General features: G+C 65.7%; 18 protein-coding genes. 11 read left to right on the top strand and 7 right to left on the bottom strand.

Translation table 11 applies throughout. The features are described 5' to 3' along the window. Window positions 1–78 precede the first annotated feature (78 nt). Window positions 79–2,589, bottom strand: a complete 2,511-nt coding sequence (locus FHW58_RS14110) for an alkaline phosphatase (RefSeq protein WP_179673771.1) — start codon at window positions 2,587–2,589, stop codon at window positions 79–81. Window positions 2,590–2,793: 204 nt separating this feature from the next. On the opposite strand from FHW58_RS14110, the gene FHW58_RS14115 reads away from it, so the two are divergent. From FHW58_RS14115 to FHW58_RS14160, 10 genes are read left to right on the top strand one after another with little or no spacing between them, the layout of a single operon-like run. Then, complete coding sequence (locus tag FHW58_RS14115) at window positions 2,794–3,519, top strand: YebC/PmpR family DNA-binding transcriptional regulator (RefSeq protein ID WP_179673772.1); 726 nt, start codon at window positions 2,794–2,796, stop codon at window positions 3,517–3,519. A gap of 17 nt (window positions 3,520–3,536) precedes the next feature. Beyond that, complete coding sequence (gene purD / locus FHW58_RS14120) at window positions 3,537–4,805, top strand: phosphoribosylamine--glycine ligase (protein ID WP_179673773.1); 1,269 nt, start codon at window positions 3,537–3,539, stop codon at window positions 4,803–4,805. A gap of 1 nt (window position 4,806) precedes the next feature. After that, window positions 4,807–5,730 carry an oxygen-dependent coproporphyrinogen oxidase gene (gene hemF, locus FHW58_RS14125; RefSeq protein ID WP_179673774.1) on the top strand — a complete coding sequence of 308 codons (924 nt, stop codon included), beginning with the start codon at window positions 4,807–4,809 and terminating at the stop codon, window positions 5,728–5,730. A gap of 1 nt (window position 5,731) precedes the next feature. After that, window positions 5,732–6,391 carry a nicotinate-nucleotide adenylyltransferase gene (locus tag FHW58_RS14130; RefSeq protein ID WP_179673775.1) on the top strand — a complete coding sequence of 220 codons (660 nt, stop codon included), beginning with the start codon at window positions 5,732–5,734 and terminating at the stop codon, window positions 6,389–6,391. Then, a complete protein-coding gene (rsfS, locus tag FHW58_RS14135; protein WP_179673776.1) occupies window positions 6,391–7,074 on the top strand; it encodes a ribosome silencing factor in 684 nt (227 codons plus the stop codon). The genes FHW58_RS14130 and rsfS overlap by 1 nt, the downstream gene beginning before the upstream one ends. Window positions 7,075–7,080: 6 nt before the next feature. Continuing rightward, window positions 7,081–7,551: a 23S rRNA (pseudouridine(1915)-N(3))-methyltransferase RlmH gene (gene rlmH / locus FHW58_RS14140; RefSeq protein ID WP_072789839.1), complete on the top strand. Its 471-nt coding sequence runs from the start codon at window positions 7,081–7,083 to the stop codon at window positions 7,549–7,551. 10 nt (window positions 7,552–7,561) lie between these two features. Continuing rightward, window positions 7,562–8,182 carry a nucleoside triphosphate pyrophosphatase gene (locus FHW58_RS14145; protein ID WP_179673777.1) on the top strand — a complete coding sequence of 207 codons (621 nt, stop codon included), beginning with the start codon at window positions 7,562–7,564 and terminating at the stop codon, window positions 8,180–8,182. 35 nt (window positions 8,183–8,217) lie between these two features. After that, window positions 8,218–9,216 (top strand): ABC transporter substrate-binding protein, encoded by a 999-nt coding sequence (locus FHW58_RS14150; protein WP_179673778.1) that lies wholly within the window; start codon window positions 8,218–8,220, stop codon window positions 9,214–9,216. 38 nt (window positions 9,217–9,254) lie between these two features. Next, window positions 9,255–10,721 carry a ribonuclease G gene (gene rng / locus FHW58_RS14155; RefSeq protein WP_179673779.1) on the top strand — a complete coding sequence of 489 codons (1,467 nt, stop codon included), beginning with the start codon at window positions 9,255–9,257 and terminating at the stop codon, window positions 10,719–10,721. Between the two features lie 12 nt (window positions 10,722–10,733). After that, the gene (locus FHW58_RS14160) at window positions 10,734–10,964 is read left to right on the top strand and encodes a hypothetical protein (RefSeq protein ID WP_179673780.1); all 231 of its coding nucleotides are present in this window, start codon (window positions 10,734–10,736) and stop codon (window positions 10,962–10,964) included. Window positions 10,965–11,154: 190 nt separating this feature from the next. On the opposite strand, the gene FHW58_RS14165 is transcribed toward FHW58_RS14160, so the two are convergent. The 5 genes from FHW58_RS14165 to FHW58_RS14185 all read right to left on the bottom strand — a co-directional run bounded on the left by FHW58_RS14165 (window position 11,155) and on the right by FHW58_RS14185 (window position 17,986). Further along, window positions 11,155–11,694 carry an FxDxF family PEP-CTERM protein gene (locus FHW58_RS14165; RefSeq protein WP_179673781.1) on the bottom strand — a complete coding sequence of 180 codons (540 nt, stop codon included), beginning with the start codon at window positions 11,692–11,694 and terminating at the stop codon, window positions 11,155–11,157. A gap of 65 nt (window positions 11,695–11,759) precedes the next feature. Beyond that, window positions 11,760–13,640 (bottom strand): protease pro-enzyme activation domain-containing protein, encoded by a 1,881-nt coding sequence (locus tag FHW58_RS14170; protein ID WP_179673782.1) that lies wholly within the window; start codon window positions 13,638–13,640, stop codon window positions 11,760–11,762. A gap of 464 nt (window positions 13,641–14,104) precedes the next feature. After that, complete coding sequence (locus FHW58_RS14175; RefSeq protein ID WP_179673783.1) at window positions 14,105–15,106, bottom strand: DUF4351 domain-containing protein; 1,002 nt, start codon at window positions 15,104–15,106, stop codon at window positions 14,105–14,107. Between the two features lie 204 nt (window positions 15,107–15,310). Beyond that, on the bottom strand, window positions 15,311–16,897 hold the full coding sequence (locus FHW58_RS14180; RefSeq protein WP_179673784.1) for an isocitrate lyase: 1,587 nt from the start codon (window positions 16,895–16,897) through the stop codon (window positions 15,311–15,313). 234 nt (window positions 16,898–17,131) lie between these two features. After that, window positions 17,132–17,986 (bottom strand): aldo/keto reductase family oxidoreductase, encoded by an 855-nt coding sequence (locus tag FHW58_RS14185; protein ID WP_179673785.1) that lies wholly within the window; start codon window positions 17,984–17,986, stop codon window positions 17,132–17,134. A gap of 107 nt (window positions 17,987–18,093) precedes the next feature. Between FHW58_RS14185 and FHW58_RS14190 the strand changes: the two genes are divergently transcribed. Then, window positions 18,094–18,993: a LysR family transcriptional regulator gene (locus FHW58_RS14190; RefSeq protein ID WP_179673786.1), complete on the top strand. Its 900-nt coding sequence runs from the start codon at window positions 18,094–18,096 to the stop codon at window positions 18,991–18,993. Window positions 18,994–18,995: 2 nt separating this feature from the next. Here the strand turns inward: FHW58_RS14190 and FHW58_RS14195 are convergent, their stop codons facing one another. Next, entirely contained in the window at window positions 18,996–19,436 is a 441-nt protein-coding gene (locus FHW58_RS14195; RefSeq protein WP_179673787.1) for a PGDYG domain-containing protein, read from the bottom strand. Window positions 19,437–19,488: the final 52 nt, after the last annotated feature.

Below are 19,488 nucleotides of genomic sequence, written 5' to 3' on the forward strand. Positions count from 1 at the left end.
CGGCGGGGTCTGACCCCGTACGGGGTCAGACCCCATGGACGCGCCGCTGGCAGGCCGGCGGCGCGTGTGGGGTACAACTCAGCTAATGGCCACCGACGGCGAACCCGCCGTCACCGTCGCCACCGTGGTGCGCGCCACCACCGTGCCGGGCGCGCTGGCGCCCACCAGCTTGTTCACCTGGCGGAACTGCGCGGTCATCTTGCCGGGGGTGAGGGTCACCAGCGTGTAACCCTGCGCATCGGTGTTCAGGTGCTTCAGCCACGGGTTGTTGCCCAGCGCGGACAGCTGCTGCGCCAGCGTCAACAGGCTGGTGTTGAAGTCGCTGTTGGCCTGCAAACCGGCCAGCACGGCCGCCGTGGTCGCCTCCAGTTGCGCCTCGGGCACGCCTTTCGCGGCCAGCGCGCCGCGCAACTGCACGCGCGTCTGCTCGGCCAGCGACGCCACCGTCGGCGCCGCCTTGCCCATCGTGTAGTCCAGCAGGTTGAAGCTCAGGTTGACCGTGCCCAGCCCGGTCACCGGCAGCGCCAGCGGGTAGGACACCAGCGTGCCGATATCGCCCAGCGCCGCCGCCGCGTCGCGCAGGTAGCTGAAGAACGAGTCGGAGCTGACGCCGGCCGTCACCAGGTCCACCATCACCGGCGTGCCGCCGCCGGCCGCGTCGAAGTCGTCGCTGACGGTGCCGGCAAAGAAGGCGTGGATGTCGCCGGTGATCGCCACCACGTTGCCGATGTTGTTGCTCTTCAAATGCGCCATCAGCGCCTTGCGCTCGCTGTTGTAGCCATCCCACTGGTCGCAGTTGAGCAGGAACCTGGTGAAGAACGCCGCCAGCGCGTCCTTCTTGCCGGACGCCGCCACGAACACCGAATCGGCCTTGTTGGCCTGCACGTCCGGCTTGATGTAGCCAAAGGCGATGGTCTGCCCCGCCACGGCGGCCTGCGCCGCGCCGGTGACGCCGGCGCTGGCGGCGGCACTGACTTTGCCGAAGGTGGCGACGGCGATCGCCGCCTGCGCCGCGCTCAGGCCGGCCGCCACGCCGGCCGCGGCCTGCGCGTCCGCCGCGCCGCCGCCGGCCGCCTTGCCGGCGATGGCCAGCGCGCCGGCTTGCGCCACGGCGGCCGTGGCGCCGGCCGTCACACCGGCCACGATGGCGCCGGCCACGGCAAAGTTGCCGCCGGCCGCTGCCGCCGCCGTGCCGACCGAGGTGGCCAGCGTGCTTACCGCATTCAACGCCAGCAGGGTCGCAATCGCGTCCACGCCGTTCAGCCCCATGCGCAGCAGCGATACTTCATTGCCCCACACTTTCCAGGTGGCGGTGGCGGCCTTCATCTTGTCCATCCACCACTGGCGCTGGCTGTTGCCCAGCATGGTGGCGGTGGTCAGCGGGTCGAGGCCGATGCTCCTGGCGCCGGCCATCTTCTGCGCTTCCACGCTGTTGAACAGGTCCTGCGGCACCAGGTAGCGCGCGCCGATGCGGCCCAGTGGCTTGCCGGTGGCCGGGTTGATCGACGATTCCGGAATGATGTGGTCGGCCCGGTACAGGCGCTCGTCGGTCATCACCAGTTGCATCAGTTTGCCGAACTGGAAGTCGCGGTAAATCTTGATGTTCTGGAAGGTGGTGTTGGCAGCGTCCAGCGTCACGTCGGCCGGCATGTACTCGAACCAGGCCTGGTTGGCGCTGCGGCGGCGCGCGGGCTGGTGCAGGTCGGAGCCGTCGGCGTTGAAGGAGCCGTCGTAGGTTTCGGCATCCTGCCAGGCGTCGTCGGTGAACTCGTGGTCGTCCCAGATGGCGATGAAGGCGAAGCGCTCGTGCAGCGCCTGCAGGCGGCTGTCGGTGCGGTACTTCTTGTACAGGTAGCGGTAGTCGTTGACGGTGTTGGCGTACTTGGCGCCCGACACGCCGTTCTTGTAGACGCCGTCCGGCAGCACCAGCGCGTCGTGGCGGCTTTCCACGGCGCCCAGCTGGAAGTCCTCGCCCACCGTCTCGTAGATGTAGTCGCCCAGGTGGACGATGAAGTCGAGCTGCTCGGCGGCGATGGACGACATCGCGCCCCAGTGGTTGACGCTCCAGTCCTGGCAGGTCATGTAGACGAACTGCAGTTGCGCGACGTCGGCGTCGGCCGCCGGCGCGGTCTTGAAGCGGCCGACGTTGGAGCGGTTGTCGCCGGCGATGAACTGGTAATAATAGGTGGTGGCCGCCGACAGGCCGGTCAGCTTGTGGCGCACGGTGTTGTCGTACTGGACCTGCAACGGCAGCTTGACGTCGGCCACGGTGGCGCCGTTCAGCGCGGCGTTGCTGCCCAGCGCGGCGCTGTTGTCGGCGGCGGTGACGATCAGGCGGATGGCGCTGTCGCTGCCGGTGGCCACGGCCACGTTGTCAAACGCCGCCGGCACGGCGCGGGTCCACAGCAGGATGCTGTCCGGACGCGGATCGCCGGAAGCCACGCTTTGCGGGAACTTCCACGCGCCGCTGGCCAGCGGCAGGTCGCTGCCCGGCGCCGGGTCGCTGCCGCCGCACGCCGTCAGGCCCGCGCCCGAGGCCACCGATACCGTGATAAAGCTGCCGAATTTCAGAAACTGCCGACGATCCATGTTTGCTCCCGCTCACGCAATAATGTCAAAAACGTAAACACTAGCAGCAGGATATGACAGCTTCTCTACAAAAAGTGGAGGCCGGCCTCTAGCCGGAGCGGCGGCGGCGGCGGACGGTTTCTGACGGGGCTCTTATGCTAGAATACCGCCCTCACCGCATTCTCCAACGATTACCAACGACATACCGCCGAAGGAAGACCGAACATGGCTGGACACAGCAAATGGGCCAACATCAAGCACAAAAAAGCAGCAACTGACGCGAAACGCGGCAAGATCTGGACTCGCCTGATCAAGGAAATCACCGTTGCTGCGCGCATGGGCGGCGGTGACCCGACCGCCAACCCGCGCCTGCGCCTGGCCATGGACAAGGCGGCCGACGCCAATATGCCGAAGGATAACGTGCAGCGCGCGATCACCCGCGGCACCGGCGGCGAGGACGGCGCCAACTACGAGGAAGTACGCTACGAGGGCTACGGCATCGGCGGCGCGGCGGTCATCGTCGACTGCATGACCGACAACCGCGTGCGCACCGTGGCCGAAGTCCGCAACGCCTTCAACAAGAACGGCGGCAATATGGGCACCGAGGGTTCGGTGGCCTTCATGTTCAAGCACGTCGGCCAGTTCCTGTTCGCGCCCGGCACCAACGAGGACGCGCTGATGGAAGCGGCGCTGGAAGCTGGCGCCGAGGACGTGCTCACCGACGACGAAGGCGGCATCGAGGTGCTGTGCGGCCCGCACGATTTCGCCGGCGTCAAGGACGCGCTGGAAGCCAAGGGCTTCAAGGCCGAAGTGGCCGAGATCATCATGAAGCCGGACGCCGTCACCGCCGTCACCGGCGACAACGCGCTCAAGATGCAAAAGCTGCTGGACGCGCTGGAAGCCCTGGACGACGTCCAGGAAGTGTATTCCAACGTTGAAATCGAAGACTGAGCGAAGGCTGAGGATTTATGAAAATTTTGGTAGTCGGCTCCGGCGGCCGTGAACATGCGCTGGCCTGGAAACTGGCGCAGTCCGAACGCATCCAGATGGTGTACGTGGCCCCCGGCAACGGCGGCACCGCGCGCGACCAGCGCCTGGTCAACGTCAACATCACCGACCTGCACGAACTGGCCAACTTCGTCGAGAGCGAAGGCATCAGCCTGACCGTGGTGGGTCCGGAGACGCCGCTGGCCGGCGGCATCGTCAACCTGTTCCGCGCACGCGGCCTGAAGATCTTCGGCCCGACCAGGGAAGCGGCGCAGCTGGAGTCCTCCAAGGACTTCGCCAAGGCCTTCATGCAGCGCCATGGCATCCCGACCGCCAAATACCAGACCTTCTCGGACGTGGCGCAAGCGCACGCCTACATCGACGCCAACGGCGCGCCGATCGTCATCAAGGCCGACGGTCTGGCCGCCGGCAAGGGCGTGGTGGTGGCGCTGTCGCTGGAAGAGGCGCACCGCGCGGTGGACGACATGCTGGCCGATAACCGCTTCGGCGACGCCGGCGCCCGCATCGTCATCGAGGAATTCCTGGCCGGCGAAGAAGCCAGCTTCATCGTCATGTGCGACGGCAAAAACATCCTGCCGCTGGCCACCAGCCAGGACCACAAGCGCCTGAAGGACAACGATGAAGGCCCGAACACCGGCGGCATGGGCGCCTACTCGCCGGCGCCGATCGTGACGCCGGCGATGCACGCGCGCGTGATGCGCGAGATCATCAACCCGACCATCGCCGGCATGGCCAAGGACGGCATCGTCTTCACCGGCTTCCTGTACGCCGGCCTGATGATCGACGCCGCCGGCAATCCGCGCACGCTGGAGTTCAACTGCCGCATGGGCGACCCGGAAACGCAGCCCATCATGTCGCGCCTGAAGACCGACCTGGTCGCGGTGATGGAGCACGCCGTCAACGGCACGCTGGACCAGATCGAACTGGAATGGGACCGCCGCACCGCCGTGGGCGTGGTGCTGGCCGCCGACGGCTATCCGGACGCGCCGCTGAAAGGCGCCGTCATCGACGGCATTCCGGCGGAGACGCCGGAAGCCATCACCTTCCATGCCGGCACCGCCGAAGTGGATGGCCAGCTGGTGGTGAGCGGCGGCCGCGTGCTGTGCGTGGTCGGCCTGGGCGACAGCGTCAAGCTGGCGCAGAAAACCGCCTACGAGGTGGTCGACCAGATCCGCTTCGCCGGCATGCAGTGCCGCCGCGACATCGGCTGGCGCGGGCTGAAACACTAAGATGACGGCCACCGCCTCGCCACCCCAGCCGGCGGCAGTCAAAGCCTGGCTGCTCGACCTGCAAGCCCGCATCGTGCAGGGACTGGAAGCCATCGACGGCAAGCCATTCCTGCGCGACGAGTGGCAGCGCGCCGAAGGCGGCGGCGGGATTTCGCGCCTGGTCGAAGAAGGCCATGTGATCGAGCGCGGCGGCGTCAACTTCTCGCACGTGCTGGGCGCCAGGCTGCCGCCGTCGGCGTCGGCGCACCGCCCGGACATCGGCGGCAATCCGTGGGAAGCCATGGGCGTGTCGCTGGTGATCCATCCGCGCAATCCATACGCGCCGACGGTGCACATGAACGTGCGCTTCTTCAGCACCACCAACGCCGCCGGCGAGCCGGTCTGGTGGTTCGGCGGCGGCATGGACCTGACGCCGTACTACGGCAACGTGGCGGACGTGAAGCACTTCCACCAGACCTGCCGCGACGCGCTGGCGCCGTTCGGCGACGGCCTGCACGACAAGTTCAAGAAGTGGTGCGACGAGTATTTCTACCTGAAGCACCGCCAGGAAGCGCGCGGCGTCGGCGGCGTCTTCTTCGATGACCATAACGCCGAGGGCTTCGAGCGCAGCTTCGCCATGACGCAAAGCGTCGGCGACGCCTTCCTCAAGGCCTACCTGCCGATCCTGGAAGCGCGCAAGGACACGCCGTACGGCGAGCGCGAACGCGACTTCCAGGCCTACCGGCGCGGCCGCTATGTCGAATTCAACCTGGTGTTCGACCGCGGCACGCTGTTTGGCCTGCAATCGGGCGGCCGCACCGAGGCGATCCTGATGTCGATGCCGCCGATCGTCAAATGGCGCTATCGCTGGGAACCCGAGGCCGGCACGCCGGAAGCGGCGCTGTACACCGACTTCCTGCCGCACCGCGACTGGCTCGCCGCATAAGATGGCCTTCCGCATCGCACTGCTGGGAGGCAGCTACGATCCGGTGCATCTAGGTCACGTCGCGCTGGGCGAATACTTCGCCACGCTGCTGCAGGTGGACCAGTTGCGCGTGATCCCGACCGGACTGCCGTGGCAAAAGGCCACGCTGAAAGCCTCGGCGCAGCAGCGCGCCGACATGGTGGCGCTGGCGTTCGCCGGCCAGCCGTTCAGCGTGGCGGTCGACCTGCAGGAGATCGCGCGCGGCGCCCAGGGGCTGCCGACGTATTCCATCGACACGTTGCGCAATGTGCGCGACGAACTCGGGCCGCAGGCCTCCATCAGCTTCCTGATGGGCGCCGACCAGCTGCAGCGGCTCGACACCTGGCATGACTGGCAGGCGCTGTTCGGCTACGCGCATTTCTGCGTGGCCGCCCGCCCCGGCTATGACATCGCCGCCGCCGGCCTGCCGCCGGCCGTGGCCGAGGCGTTTTCCAGCCGACTGGGAACGCCTGAACAAATCCGTAACACGCCGCATGGTCTGACTTATCTGGCACAGGACTTCGCGGTGGATATTTCCGCTACCCAGATACGTGCGGCATTACAACGGGGGGAGACGGCGGACTCGCTTATCCCGCCGCTAGTGCTAGACTATATTGAACAACACCATCTCTACAAAAGCTAATGGACATCAAAAAACTGCAAACCCTGGTCGTTGACGCCCTCGAAGACGTCAAGGCCCAAGACATCGTCCTGTTCGACACGACCCACCTCACCAGCCTGTTCGACCGCATCGCGATTGCCTCCGGTACCTCCAACCGCCAGACCAAGGCGCTGGCCGCCTCGGTGCGCGACAAGGTCAAGGAAGCCGGCGGCGACGTCTACGGCATGGAAGGCGAGGACACCGGTGAATGGGTGCTGGTCGACCTGGGCGACATGATCGTCCACATCATGCAGGCGCCAATCCGCGCCTACTACCGCCTGGAAGAAATCTGGGGCGACAAGCCGGTCAAGCTGGGCGCCGCCAAGCGCAAGTCGACCAAGGAAGCGGAAGACGCCGCGCCGAAGAAAGTCAGCAGCCACCTGGCCGCCGGCAAGAAGGCGGTGGACGCGTCGCCGGTGGTCGAGAAGAAGACGCCGGCGCGCAAGCCGGCCGCCGCCAAGGCCACGACCGCGAAGAAGGCCGCCGCCGACAAGCCGGCCGTCGCCGTCCCGGCCGGCAAGAAGGTGAAGGTCGCCGCGCCCAAGGCCACCGTGGCCGCCGTCAAGGCGCTGAAGGCCGCGCCGAAGCCGCGCGCCGCCAAGCCGAAGGCGGACGAAGCGCCGGTGAAAACCGTCATCAAGCGCATCAAGAAAACCGAAGAGTAATCCGGCATGCAGCTGATCATCGCTGCGGTCGGGCACAAGATGCCGGCCTGGATCGAAACCGGCTATGCCGAGTACGTGAAGCGCATGCCGCCGGAGCTGAAGATCGTGCTGAAGGAAATCAAGCCGGTCGAGCGTTCCGGCAGCAAGACCGCCGCCACCGCGATGGCGCTGGAGCGCGAGCGCATCGAGGCGGCGCTGCCGAAATCGGTGCGCATCATCGCGCTCGATGAACGCGGCAAGGACCTGACCTCGGTCGGCCTGTCGCAGCAACTGGAGGCGTGGCAGCAGGACGGGCGCGACACCGCCTTCCTGATCGGCGGCGCCGACGGCCTCGATCCGGCGCTGAAGGCGCGCGCCGAGGGCCTGATCCGCATCTCCAGCATGACGCTGCCGCATGGCATGGTGCGGGTGATGCTGGCGGAGCAGTTGTACCGCGCCTGGACCATTACGCAGAACCACCCGTATCACCGGGTCTGACAACCATCCTATGAAACCGGTCGACAAGAAGATCTACCTCGCTTCCAAGAGCCCGCGCCGGCGCGAACTGCTGCGCCAGGTCGGCATCGACTTCGAGCTGCTGCTGCTGCGCAGCGACGGCCCGCGCGGCGCCGACGTCACCGAGGACGTGCTGCCGGGCGAAGCGCCGCTCGACTACGTGGCGCGCGTGGCCAGGGAAAAGGCCGCGTTCGCGGCGGACCTGATCAGCAAGCGCCGCATGGCGCCGCGCCCGGTGCTGTCGGCCGACACCACCGTCACCATCGATGGCCAGATCCTCGGCAAGCCGGCCAACGCCGCCGAGGCCACCGCCATGCTGCAACAGCTGTCGGGCCGCACCCACCAGGTGCTGACGGCGATCGCGGTGGAGGCGGCCGGCTTTTCGGCGCAGGTCACGCAGGTGTCGGAGGTGCGCTTCGGCGTGCTGACGCCGGCCGCCATCGCCGCCTACTGCGCCACGCCGGAACCCTACGACAAGGCCGGCGGCTACGGCATCCAGGGCCCGGCCGCCGCCTTCATCGAACACATCGCCGGCAGCCACTCCGGCATCATGGGCCTGCCCATCTACGAAACCGTGCAGCTGCTGCGCCAGGCCGGCCTGCCGCTGCCCTAGCCCACTGACCGCGCCGCGGAGGACACATGCACCCCATGGATCGTCGCACCGCCTGGCGCCTGCTGGCCGCGCTGCCGCTGCTGCCGGCCGCGCCGCGCGCGATGGCGCAAGCGCCCGCCATCCTGCTGATCGAAAGCTACAACGCCGACTTTGAATGGGACGCCGGCTACCGCGCCGCGCTGCGCGAGCGGCTGGAACCGGCGTGGCGCCTGGTCAGCTTCGAGATGGACACCAAGCGCCTGCCGCCCGAGCGCCACGCGGCCATGGCCGACCAGGCCTGGGACACCTACCTCAAGCTCAAGCCGGCGCTGGTCATCCTCGGCGACGACGCCGCCCTCAGCCTGCTGCACGCGCGGCTGGCGGCCACCGCCACCCCGGTGGTCTACCTTGGCATCAACAATAATCCGCGCGCGTATTTCGATCCCGGCAAGGTGCGCAACATCACCGGCGTGCTGGAACGGCCGCTGGTCAAGCGCAACGTGGCCGAGCTGCGCAAGATCGTGCCGGCGGCGCGCCGCGTGCTGTTCCTGTTCGACGTCAGCATCACCTCGACGGTGCTGTTCAGCGAGGTATTCGGCGGCAACCAGCGCCAGCGGATCGAGGGGCTGGAAGTCGACGTCAAGCTGCTCGGCGGCTGGCGCGCGTGGCAGGCCGAAATCCTGGCGGCGCGCCGCAACCGCTACGACGCCATCTACCTCGGCACCTATCAGGCAGTGCGCGACGACGGCACGGCGCCGCCACCGGCCATGAACATCCTGCGCTGGAGCTCGGCGCACGCGCAGGTGCCGTTGTTCGGCCTGTGGGACTTCTTCGTCGGCGCCGACAAGGCGGTCGGCGGCCTGGTGCTGGATGGCCGCGACCAGGGCATGGCGGCGGCCGACATCGCGCTGCGCATCCTCGGCGGCGCCACGCCGGGCAGCATCTATCCGGTGACCGCGCAACGCGGCCGTTTCGTCTTCAGCCGCGCGCAACTGGCGCGCTACCGCATCACGCTGCCGCCGGAGATTGCGGCCCAGGCGCGCCTGCTTGACTGAGGTTTGCCGCCCCGCATGGGCGCGTGTATGATCGGGGCATGAACGAAGATATCCTGATCAACATCACCCCGCAGGAAACCCGCGTCGCCCTGATCGTCCAGGGCGCCGTGCAGGAACTCCACATCGAACGCACGCTCACCCGCGGCCTGGCCGGCAACGTCTACTCCGGCAAGGTGGTGCGGGTGCTGCCCGGCATGCAGTCGGCTTTCATCGACATCGGCCTGGAACGCGCGGCCTTTCTGCACGTGGCCGATATCTGGGAAGCGCGTCCGCACGACGGCGGCGGCAACGCCGCGCCCACGCCGATCGAAAAGCTGCTGTTCGATGGCCAGGTGCTGACGGTGCAGGTGATCAAGGACCCGATCGGCACCAAGGGCGCGCGCCTGTCGACGCAAATCTCGATCGCCGGCCGCATGCTGGTCTACCTGCCGCAGGATGGCCATATCGGCGTGTCGCAGAAGATTGAAAAGGAATCGGAGCGCGAGGCCTTGCGCGCGCGCTTGCAAAGCCTGCTGCCCAAGGAGGAAAAAGGCGGCTACATCGTGCGCACCCAGGCGGAGGACGCGTCGGACGCCGACATCGCCGCCGATGTCGAGTACCTGCGCAAGACCTGGGCCGCGATCACGCACGGCGCCCGCACCAAGCCGGCCACCACCTTGCTGCACCAGGACCTGAGCCTGGCCCAGCGCGTGCTGCGCGACTTCGTGCACGACGACACGGCCACGATCCAGGTCGACTCGCGCGAGAACTACCTGAACCTGCAGGAATTCGGCCAGGCCTACACGCCGGGCGTGCTGCCACGGCTGCATCACTACACCGGCGAGCGGCCGCTGTTCGACCTGTATGGCGTGGAGGAGGAAATCCTGCGCGCGCTGGGCCGGCGCGTGGACCTGAAGTCGGGCGGCTACCTGATCGTCGACCAGACCGAGGCCATGACCACCATCGACGTCAACACCGGCGGCTTTGTCGGCGGGCGCAATTTCGCCGACACGATTTTCAAGACCAACCTGGAAGCGGCGCACGCGATCGCGCGCCAGCTGCGGCTGCGCAATCTGGGCGGCATCATCATCCTCGACTTCATCGACATGGAAAACACCGAGCACCGCAACGCCGTGCTCAATGAATTGAAGAAGGCCTTGTCGCGCGACCGCACCAAGGTATCGGTCAGCGGCTTCTCGGCGCTGGGGCTGGTGGAGATGACGCGCAAGCGCACCCGCGAATCGCTGGCGCATATCTTGTGCGAGCCCTGCCCGGCCTGCAACGGCAAGGGCCAGGTAAAAACCTCGCGCACCATCTGCTACGAAATCCTGCGCGAGCTGCTGCGCGAGGCCAAGCAGTTCAACCCGCGCGAATTCCGCATCCTCGCCTCGCAGGAGGTGGTGGACATGTTCCTGGAAGAAGAGTCGCAGCACCTGGCGATGCTGGGGGATTTCATCGGCAAGAAGATCTCGCTGCAGGTGGAAACCGCCTACCACCAAGAACAGTACGACGTGATTCTGATGTGACAGGAGTCTGCCATGAAGTCTTCCGCCCTGCCCCGCTGGCTGATGCTGCTGTGTCTTAGCGCCTGCGCGCCGGCCACGCAGGAGGCTGCGCCGGCGGTCGGCGCGGCCAGCAAGGGCAGCCACGCCAGCGCCGCCTGCGGCACCGCAACCGCCGCAACCGCCGCGACCGCCACCAGCAAGCTGCGCCACATTCCGGACGAGAACGATCCTTGCGCCGAGTCGCGCGGCCTGCCGCCGCGCTGACATAAAAAAAGCCGCGCGGCGGCGCTAATGCTGTTCAATTAAGCCTGTCATTCCGGCGAACGCCGGAATCCATAGAAGGCCAGAGTTACCACAGCCCAGGCGTTCCATGGGTTCCGGCTTTCGCTGGAACGACAGGCTTAATTGAACAGCATTAGCGCGGCGGCGCGGCTTTCGCCCCAGCGGCAAACGCTTAGCCGCGGCGACGGCGTTGTGCCACACCCGCTACCAGTGCCATGCCGGCCAGCAGCATCACGATGCTCGACGGCTCCGGCACGGCCGCCAAGGGCGTGCCCAGGATCTGGCCGCCGTAGTTGCCGCCGTTTAGCAGATAGCTGCCCGCCACATACAGGCCGTAGGTGCCGCTGCCCAGCAGCCATGCGCCGCCGGTGACGGTGTTGGATTTGGTGGCGTCGACCGCGGCCACCACATCGCCATCGCTGTAGGTGTAGATCAGGAAGCCGCCATCCTGGAAGCTGACGCCATTCGCATTGCCGCGCAACAGCGAGGTCAGCGTGACCGAGATGTATTGCGTATCAGGCACGTTGAAGATGAAGAAGTCATCGAATAGCTTGCCGGCGACGTGCGCGGTGTCATTCACGCCAAGGAAGGTCCAGGTGTTGTTGAAGTCGCCTGGCGCGCCGATGTCCTTGTTGATGAAAGTGTCCGCATGGGCGGCGAAGGCGCTTGCGGCCAGCGCGACGGTAACGATCAGTTGCTTGAAGAAGTTCATGTGCGATCCGTATCTAAAAGTTCAGGAAAAGGACGGCGGCCACCCGGGCGCCGTCCCGTGGGGGCTTACTTGACGCCCAGCGCCTTGGCCAGCGCGTTCACGTCCAGCGAACCGAGACCGGTGGCCGGGTTGTAGCTGGCGGTGGACGGGTAGTACTGGTTGGTGCCGGCGGTGATCGGCTTGAACGGCGAGCCGGCGCCATAGCCGTAGGTCTTGAAGGCGCTGTACAGCTGCGGATTGATCGGACCGACGCGGCCGTTGATGCCGGCGCTGATCAGGGTCAGGATGCCGTTCAGCTGCGGCGATACGAAGCTGGTGCCGCCCGAACCGCTCGACCAGGCGCCGTTGACGTACACCGCGTAACCGCTGTACGGGTCGGCATTGAGCGACACGTCCGGCAGGTTGCGGCCGGCGATGTTGGCCGGGATGTCCAGGTAGTCGCCATAGCCGGTGCCGTTGTCGAACACCGCGTTTTCGCACACCAGCGATTGCGCGGCGGCGGTTTTCTGCACGCCCGCCAGGTTTTTCTGGTACGACGGCAGGTTGTACAGCGCGCTGACGCCGCCGCCGCCGCCCACCGCCAGGTAGTTGGCGTAGTACACGTCGGTACCGTAGTACTTGACGATGTAGTCTTTCTGGTAGTCCCAGCCCCAGGCGCGCTCGGTCGGCACGGTGACGGTGCCGTATTTACGCACCGCGGTGTTCGGCAGCGTGGTGCCGCCGGCAGCCAGCACCAGCGGATCGGCGGCCGGGAAGTCGACGCCCAGCAGCGTGGTGCAGGCCGGATATGGCAGCGAGCGGTTGATGTCGAACGCGCCGGCGTCGCCGGCGGCGGCGATCACGGGAATGCCTTGCGCGGCCGCCTGCTGGAACACGGCGTGGAAGGCGGCGATGGTGGCATCGTCGAAATACACTTCCGGATTGCCCCAGCTGACCGACAGCACGTCAACGATGTTCTCGTCCACCGCTTGGGCAAAGACGTCGATGAAGCCGGCGTCGGTATTCGGCGCCAGGTAGACGCGCAGGTTGGCGCCCGGCGCCACGCCGCCCGACTGTTGCACGTCCAGCGTGGTTTCGCCGGCGCCGTCCGAGCCCGGTCCGTCCTGCGGACGCGGGCCGCCGTCGACCAGCACGTCGGTGATGCGGTTGCTGTTGACGTTCAGGCCCAGCTGGTGCCAGTAGGCGAAGGCGTCGGATTGCAGGTAGCCGGCCAGGGTGGCGATGCCGATGGTCTTGCCGGCGCCGGTGATGCCGCGCGAATACAGCGGATTGATGTTGTACTTGGCCGCCAGATCGGTGGTGGTGTACTGGCCCGGCGTGCCGCCGATGGCGCCCGCCACTTTCAGATTGACGTCGCCAGCCAGGGCGCCGCTGCGCGGCACCGCGGTCGAGTGCTTGTTGAACAGCGCGCGGGTGCTGATGCCGTTGACTGCTTTCACGACCGACGCCAGCGCGGTCGGGATGGTGGGCGTGGTGGCGGCGGCCTGGAAGCGGTTGCCCAGCAGCGAGTAGTTGTGCACGCTGGCGCCGAAGGCGGCGGTAATCTGGGCGTTGGTGCCGGTGGCGGTAATCTGCAGGTTGTTGCCAAACACCTTGTTGACCGTGAAGCCTTTGGACTTCAGGTAGCTGACCACGCTGGCCACCGATTGCGCGCTCTGGCCATAGCTGGCGGCAAACTGCTGCGGGGTGATGAACTTGCGGAAGTTGGGGCTAGTCGGGTCGGCCAGGCTGGCGATGAACGTATCCAGCTGCTCGGCGTTGCGGACCGCCAGCGACAGCGAGATGGTCTTCACATCGGTCGGCGCGGCCACACCGAGGTCGACGATGCGCGGATCGGGCGCGACGCGCGGTTTGGTCAGGGGAGTAGTACCCGGCAGCGTGATGGCCTGCACGCTACCCGTTACGGCCGCGATGGCGGCACACACTAGCAGAAGCTTCGTCTTCATTTGGTCCCTTATCAGCTGGTATAAACGTCAATCAATGTGGTGATTTTTGACACACCACTCTAGCATTTCATTGTTGAAATTTATACATATTTTCCCGCGCATCGATAGACGGAAAATCAGCATAGTTACTGGGAATCCAGTGTTTTTACTTGAAGGGAATTCATGATGTGGGCGCGCCATAGGGAAATCGCGGCGTGCTAGGCAAATAGTGCCCGCGACCAGCCTTGATACAAATCGATACAAATGTTGTATTTATGTCATTCGACAAACGCGGCCATGGCGGATGGCGAATTCCAGCAGCAGCGCCAGCGTTGCGCCGAACGTGTAGGCGCCCAAATCGCCCCCGTTTAAGGCCCCCAGACGCTCAGCGCCGGCATCATGGCAAAACGCCGCGACGCCAGTCCGATCGCGATAACGCCCAACGTGAGGCCGCAATGCAGCAGCCGGGTTCTCGCTTGCCTCAATTATTTGAATACCTCTTTCAGTGACTGCGCCTCCAGCGCTGCATCGCTCCAAGCCTCCAACTGCGCCAGACCGGCTTTCGCGAGCTTATTTTGAACAGCTTCAGGCAGTGGGCCAAAGCGCTTGCTCAGCTGACGGGCCAGCATCCTCACAGCCTCCTCCTTGCGCCCGCGTTCAATCCCCTGCTCCAGTCCTTTCTCGATCCCCCTCTCTATCCCCTTTTCGATTCCCTGCTCCAATCCCTTCTTCCATCCCTTGTCGATAAACGACTGTTCCAATGGGCTAATCCATTCCATTTTTCGCTCCTTTTCCAGCTTGAGCAGGGCCTTCCAGTAACGCTCCTGAAGAGGTTGAGGCAGGGCCATCATCCAGTTGATCACTTTGAACAAAATAATTATGCGCTGTTTGCGCCAGCCGTGTTGGTACAGTAGCTTGGTGAGCTGCCATTTGGCGGCAAACAATTTATCCGGATCATGCCGCGCCTGCTGGGTGCGCAGGTGCGCCAGGGTGATCAGGGCGAATGGATTGTCCGAGGCCAGCAAGGCCTCGCTCCTGGCCGCGTAGTCCTGCAACTTGGCAACGGCAAACGAGATGCCCATCACCGTGCCAAGCACGTCGTTGTGAAACGCCGCTGGATGCCAGTTCGGGTCCTCGTCCGCCAGCAATACCAGGCTGGCTACCGGCTGCGCATATTCGTTAAAAATTCGATAGTTGTAGTCGAGCACGCGCCGCGCCAGCAGTGCGTCACGCTGTGCCTGCACCTCGATGTGGATCAATACCCACTGCACACGGCCATCGCGGAGCGCCACTTCGACCAGCTTATCTGCCAGCAGGCTGTGCGGACTGCCGCCAAGACTGATGCCCGCCAGTTCCTTGTCACGAAAGCGTGGCCGCTGGGCCCAATCAATCTGCGTGGAGAGTTCCGCAAAGTAGAAGGACATGAAGGCCCGGAAAGCATGCGTCAAGGCGGTTTTCCAGGGCAGGTCATAACGGGCGGTGGGCATGGCGCCAGTCTACGGACGGGGCGCACCGGAGCATTGAGAAAATACAAAAAGCCCGCGCGAGTCGGACTGCCGTTAAGGTGACGTCAACCGGTCATTCCGGCGGAAGCCGGAATCCATGCCCAGGGTGCGATTACAGCAGGCGTTCCATGGGTTCCGGCTTGCGCCGGAACGACCGGGGTGATTAACGGTATGGCTGAACACCGATCAATGGAACTGGTTCATGGTGTTGTCCTTGCCGGCGGCCTTCAGCGCGGCGTCGCCGCTGAAGTATTCCTTGTGGTCGTCGCCGAGGTCGGAGCCGGACATGTTCTGGTGCTTGACGCAGGCGATGCCCTGGCGGATCTCCTTGCGCTGCACGCCCGCCACATAGCCCAGCATGCCCTGCTCGCCGAAGTACTCCTTGGCCAGGTTGTCGGTCGACAGCGCGGCGGTGTGGTAGGTCGGCAGCGTGATCAGGTGGTGGAAGATGCCGGCCTCGCGCGCCGCGTCGGCCTGGAAGGTGCGGATCTTCTCGTCCGCCTGCTTGGCCAGCGGCGTCTCGTCATACTCGGCGCTCATCAGCTGGGTGCGCTCGTAGGCGGACACGTCCTGGCCGGCGTCCTTCATCGCGTCATACACCTGCTGGCGGAAGTTCAGCGTCCAGTTGAACGACGGGCTGTTGTTGTACACCAGCTTGGCGTTCGGAATGACCTTGCGGATTTCCCGCACCATGCCGCCGATCTGGCCGATGTGCGGCTTCTCGGTTTCGATCCACAACAGATCGGCGCCATTCTGCAGCGAGGTGATGCAGTCCAGCACGCAGCGCGCCTCGCCGGTGCCGGCGCGGAACTGGAACAGGTTGCTCGGCAGGCGCTTCGGACGCAGCAGCTTGCCGTCGCGCTTGATGACCACGTCGCCATTGCCCAACGCCTCGGCCGCCACCTCGTCGCAGTCGAGGAAGCTGTTGTACTGGTCGCCCAGGTCGCCCGGCTCGCTGGTGACGGCGATCTGCTTGGTCAGGCCGGCGCCCAGCGAGTCGGTGCGGGCGACGATGATGCCGTCGTCCACGCCCAGCTCCAGGAAGGCGTAGCGCACCGCGCGGATCTTGGCCAGGAAGTCCTCGTGCGGCACGGTGACCTTGCCGTCCTGGTGGCCGCACTGCTTCTCGTCCGACACCTGGTTCTCGATCTGGATGCAGCAGGCGCCGGCCTCGATGAACTGCTTGGCCAGCAGGTAGGTCGCCTCGGCGTTGCCGAAACCGGCGTCGATGTCGGCGATGATCGGCACCACGTGGGTGACGTGGTTGTCGATCTTGTCCTGGATGGCGGCCTTGTCGGCGGCGCTGGTGGCGGCGTCCAGCTGGCGGAACAGGCCACCCAGCTCGCGCGCGTCGGCCTGGCGCAGGAAGGTGTACAGCTCCTTGATCAGCGCCGACACGGCGGTCTTCTCGTGCATCGACTGGTCCGGCAGCGGGCCGAACTCCGAGCGCAGCGCGGCCACCATCCAACCCGACAGGTACAGGTAGCGGCGGTCGGTGCTGTTGAAATGCTTTTTAATCGAAATCATTTTTTGTTGGCCGATGAAGCCGTGCCAGCAGCCCAGCGACTGGGTGTACTTCGACGGGTCCTGGTCGTACGCGGCCATGTCGGCGCGCATGATCTTGGCGGTGTACCTGGCGATGTCCAGACCGGTCTTGAATTTGTTCTGGGCACGCATGCGCGCGGCGGACTCGGGATTGATGGCGTTCCAGGCGGAACCTTGTTGCTCTTTCAAACGCGCAACTGCCTTGATGTCGTCTTGGTACTGGGACATGGTAGATCTCCTAAAAGAAAAAAGTAAGTCTTCGAGTGCCGAACTGCATGACTAAATAGTAGGACATTCTGATGCGCCGCACCAAGTCTTATATAAGACATATAACTTAAATTTATTCCTTCATTTTCAATGAGATAGCCACCATTTCCTATATCGCAAAACGTGTTTTCAAAAAATGAGAAAAAAGATGCGGCAGCCCGGCATGCCGCATCTCACGATATGAAAGCGCTTTTCTTATGCTGATGCGGCAACGCCATTCAGGCGCGCCACCGCCGCCGCCGGCAGCACCAGCTTGTCTGCTGCAAGGTTCTGGCGCAGGTGCGCCACCGACGAGGTGCCGGGGATCAGCAGGATGTTCGGCGAGCGTTGCAGCAGCCAGGCCAGCGCCACCTGCATCGGCGTCGCCGCCAGCTGCGCCGCCACCTCCGCCAGTTGCGACGACTGCAGCGGCGTGAAGCCGCCCAACGGGAAGAACGGCACGTAGGCGATGCCGTCGCGCGCCAGTTCATCGATCAGCGCGTCGTCGTGGCGGTGCACCAGGTTGTACTGGTTCTGCACGCAGACAATCGGCGCGATGCCGCGCGCCTGCCGCACCTGCGCGGCGGTGGCGTTGCTCAGGCCGATGTGGCGGATCAGGCCGCGCTCGCGCAGCTCGGCCAGCTTGGTGATCAGCGCTTCGACATCGCCCTCGGCCGGGCCCATGACGTCGAACATCAGCCGCATGTTGACCACATCCAGGACGTCCAGGCCGAGGTTGCGCAGGTTGTCGTGCACCGCCGCTTCCAGCTGCGCGGGCGACTGCGCCGGCAGCCAGGAGGCGTCGCTGCCGCGCAAGGCGCCGATCTTGGTGACGATGGTCAGGTCGTCGCGGTAAGGATGCAGCGCCTCGCGGATCAGCTGGTTGGTCACGTGCGGCCCATAGAAGTCGCTGGTGTCGATATGGTTGACGCCGCTGGCCACGGCTTCGCGCAACACGGCCAGCGCCTGCGCGCGGTCCTGCGGCGGGCCAAAGACGTGCGGGCCGGCCAGTTGCATGGCGCCGTAGCCCATGCGGTTGACAGTCAGGTCGCCGAGTTGGAATGTGCTCATGATCTTGCTCCTTTCAGTGGATGGATGAACACAGTCTAGGCCTGCCCCCGCTGTGCGACAATACATGACAATCGCACAGCTTGTGCCGAAAACAGGACAATCACACCATGGCGGAATTACAGGATATCGGCGCGTTCGTGGCGGTGGCCACGCACGGCGGCTTTCGCGAGGCGGCGCGCCAGACCGGCAACAGTCCGTCGCAGCTGAGCGAGGCGGTGCGGCGGCTGGAGGCGCAACTCGGCGTGCGCCTGCTCAACCGCACCACCCGCAGCGTGGCCGCCACCGAGGCCGGCCAGCGCCTGCTGGAGCAACTGACGCCGGCGCTGGACGCGGTCAGCTCGGCGCTGGACGTGGTCAACGGCTTCCGCGACCGTCCTGCCGGCCGGCTACGGCTCAACGTGCCGCTGAGCGCCTCGCGGCTGATCCTGCCGCGCATCCTGCCGCCGTTCATGGCCGCCTATCCCGACATCTGCGTCGAAGTCATCGTCGAGGACAGCTTTGTCGACCTGCTGCGCTCCGGCTGCGACGCCGGCATCCGCTACGAGGAGCGGATGGAGCAGGACATGGTGGCGATCCCGATCGGGCCGCGCACCCAGCGCATGGCGCTGGCGGCGGCGCCCGCCTATCTGCAGCGGCGCGGCGTGCCGAAGAAGCCGCAGGACCTGTTGCAACACGACTGCCTGCGCGGCCGCTTTGGCAGCGGCGCCATGCCGGCGTGGGAATTCAGCCACAAGGGCCGCACGGTGGTGATCGAGCCGGCCGGGCCGCTGGTGGTCAGCCTGGGTGGCGGCGCCGACCTGGCGGTGGACGCGGCACTGGCCGGCAGCGGCCTGGTCTACCTGTTCGAGGACTGGCTGCGGCCGTACATGACGCGTGGCGAACTGGTGCCGGTGCTGGAGCGCTGGTGGCCGGCGTTCAGCGGGCCGTCGCTGTACTACCCCGGCCGCCGCTACCTGCCGGCGCCGCTGCGCGCCTTCGTCGAGTTCATCCAGACCACGCGCTGGTAACGCTAGACGAAGCGGTAGGTCTCGTCGAAGATGTCGGCGGCGACGACGCCAAAGTCACCTGGGCCATATTGCAGCAGCCAGTCCCCGGGCTGACCGCGCAGAACGCCGCGCCGGCCGTTGACGGCGACCTCGATGGCGTGGTCCAGTCGCAGCGCCAGCACCGTCTGTGGACGCTTGCGATATTGCCCCGGCTGGCCGGGCAGGGGCTCGTAACTTTGCTTGAAGCGCGTGCACAGCATCGGCCACTGTTCGCCGCGCACACCGGTCAGGATGGCGTCGCCGGCGTGGTAGGGCACCGGGCCTTCAAGCGTTTGGCAGACGCCGTCAGCGTCGGCAAAGCGCGCGTGTACCGGCACCGGCAGCTTGCGCACCTGGCGGGCGCCAGGCAGGGTGGACAAATCGGTTTGCTGGGCCAGCATGGAGGACTCCAAATCATCAGTCACAATGAAATTCTAGCGCGAAAGCGCGGGTATAATCGTATGCATCTTAGCAACT

The sequence above is a fragment of the Duganella sp. 1224 genome, assembly GCF_013408245.1.
Lineage (GTDB): Bacteria > Pseudomonadota > Gammaproteobacteria > Burkholderiales > Burkholderiaceae_D > Rugamonas.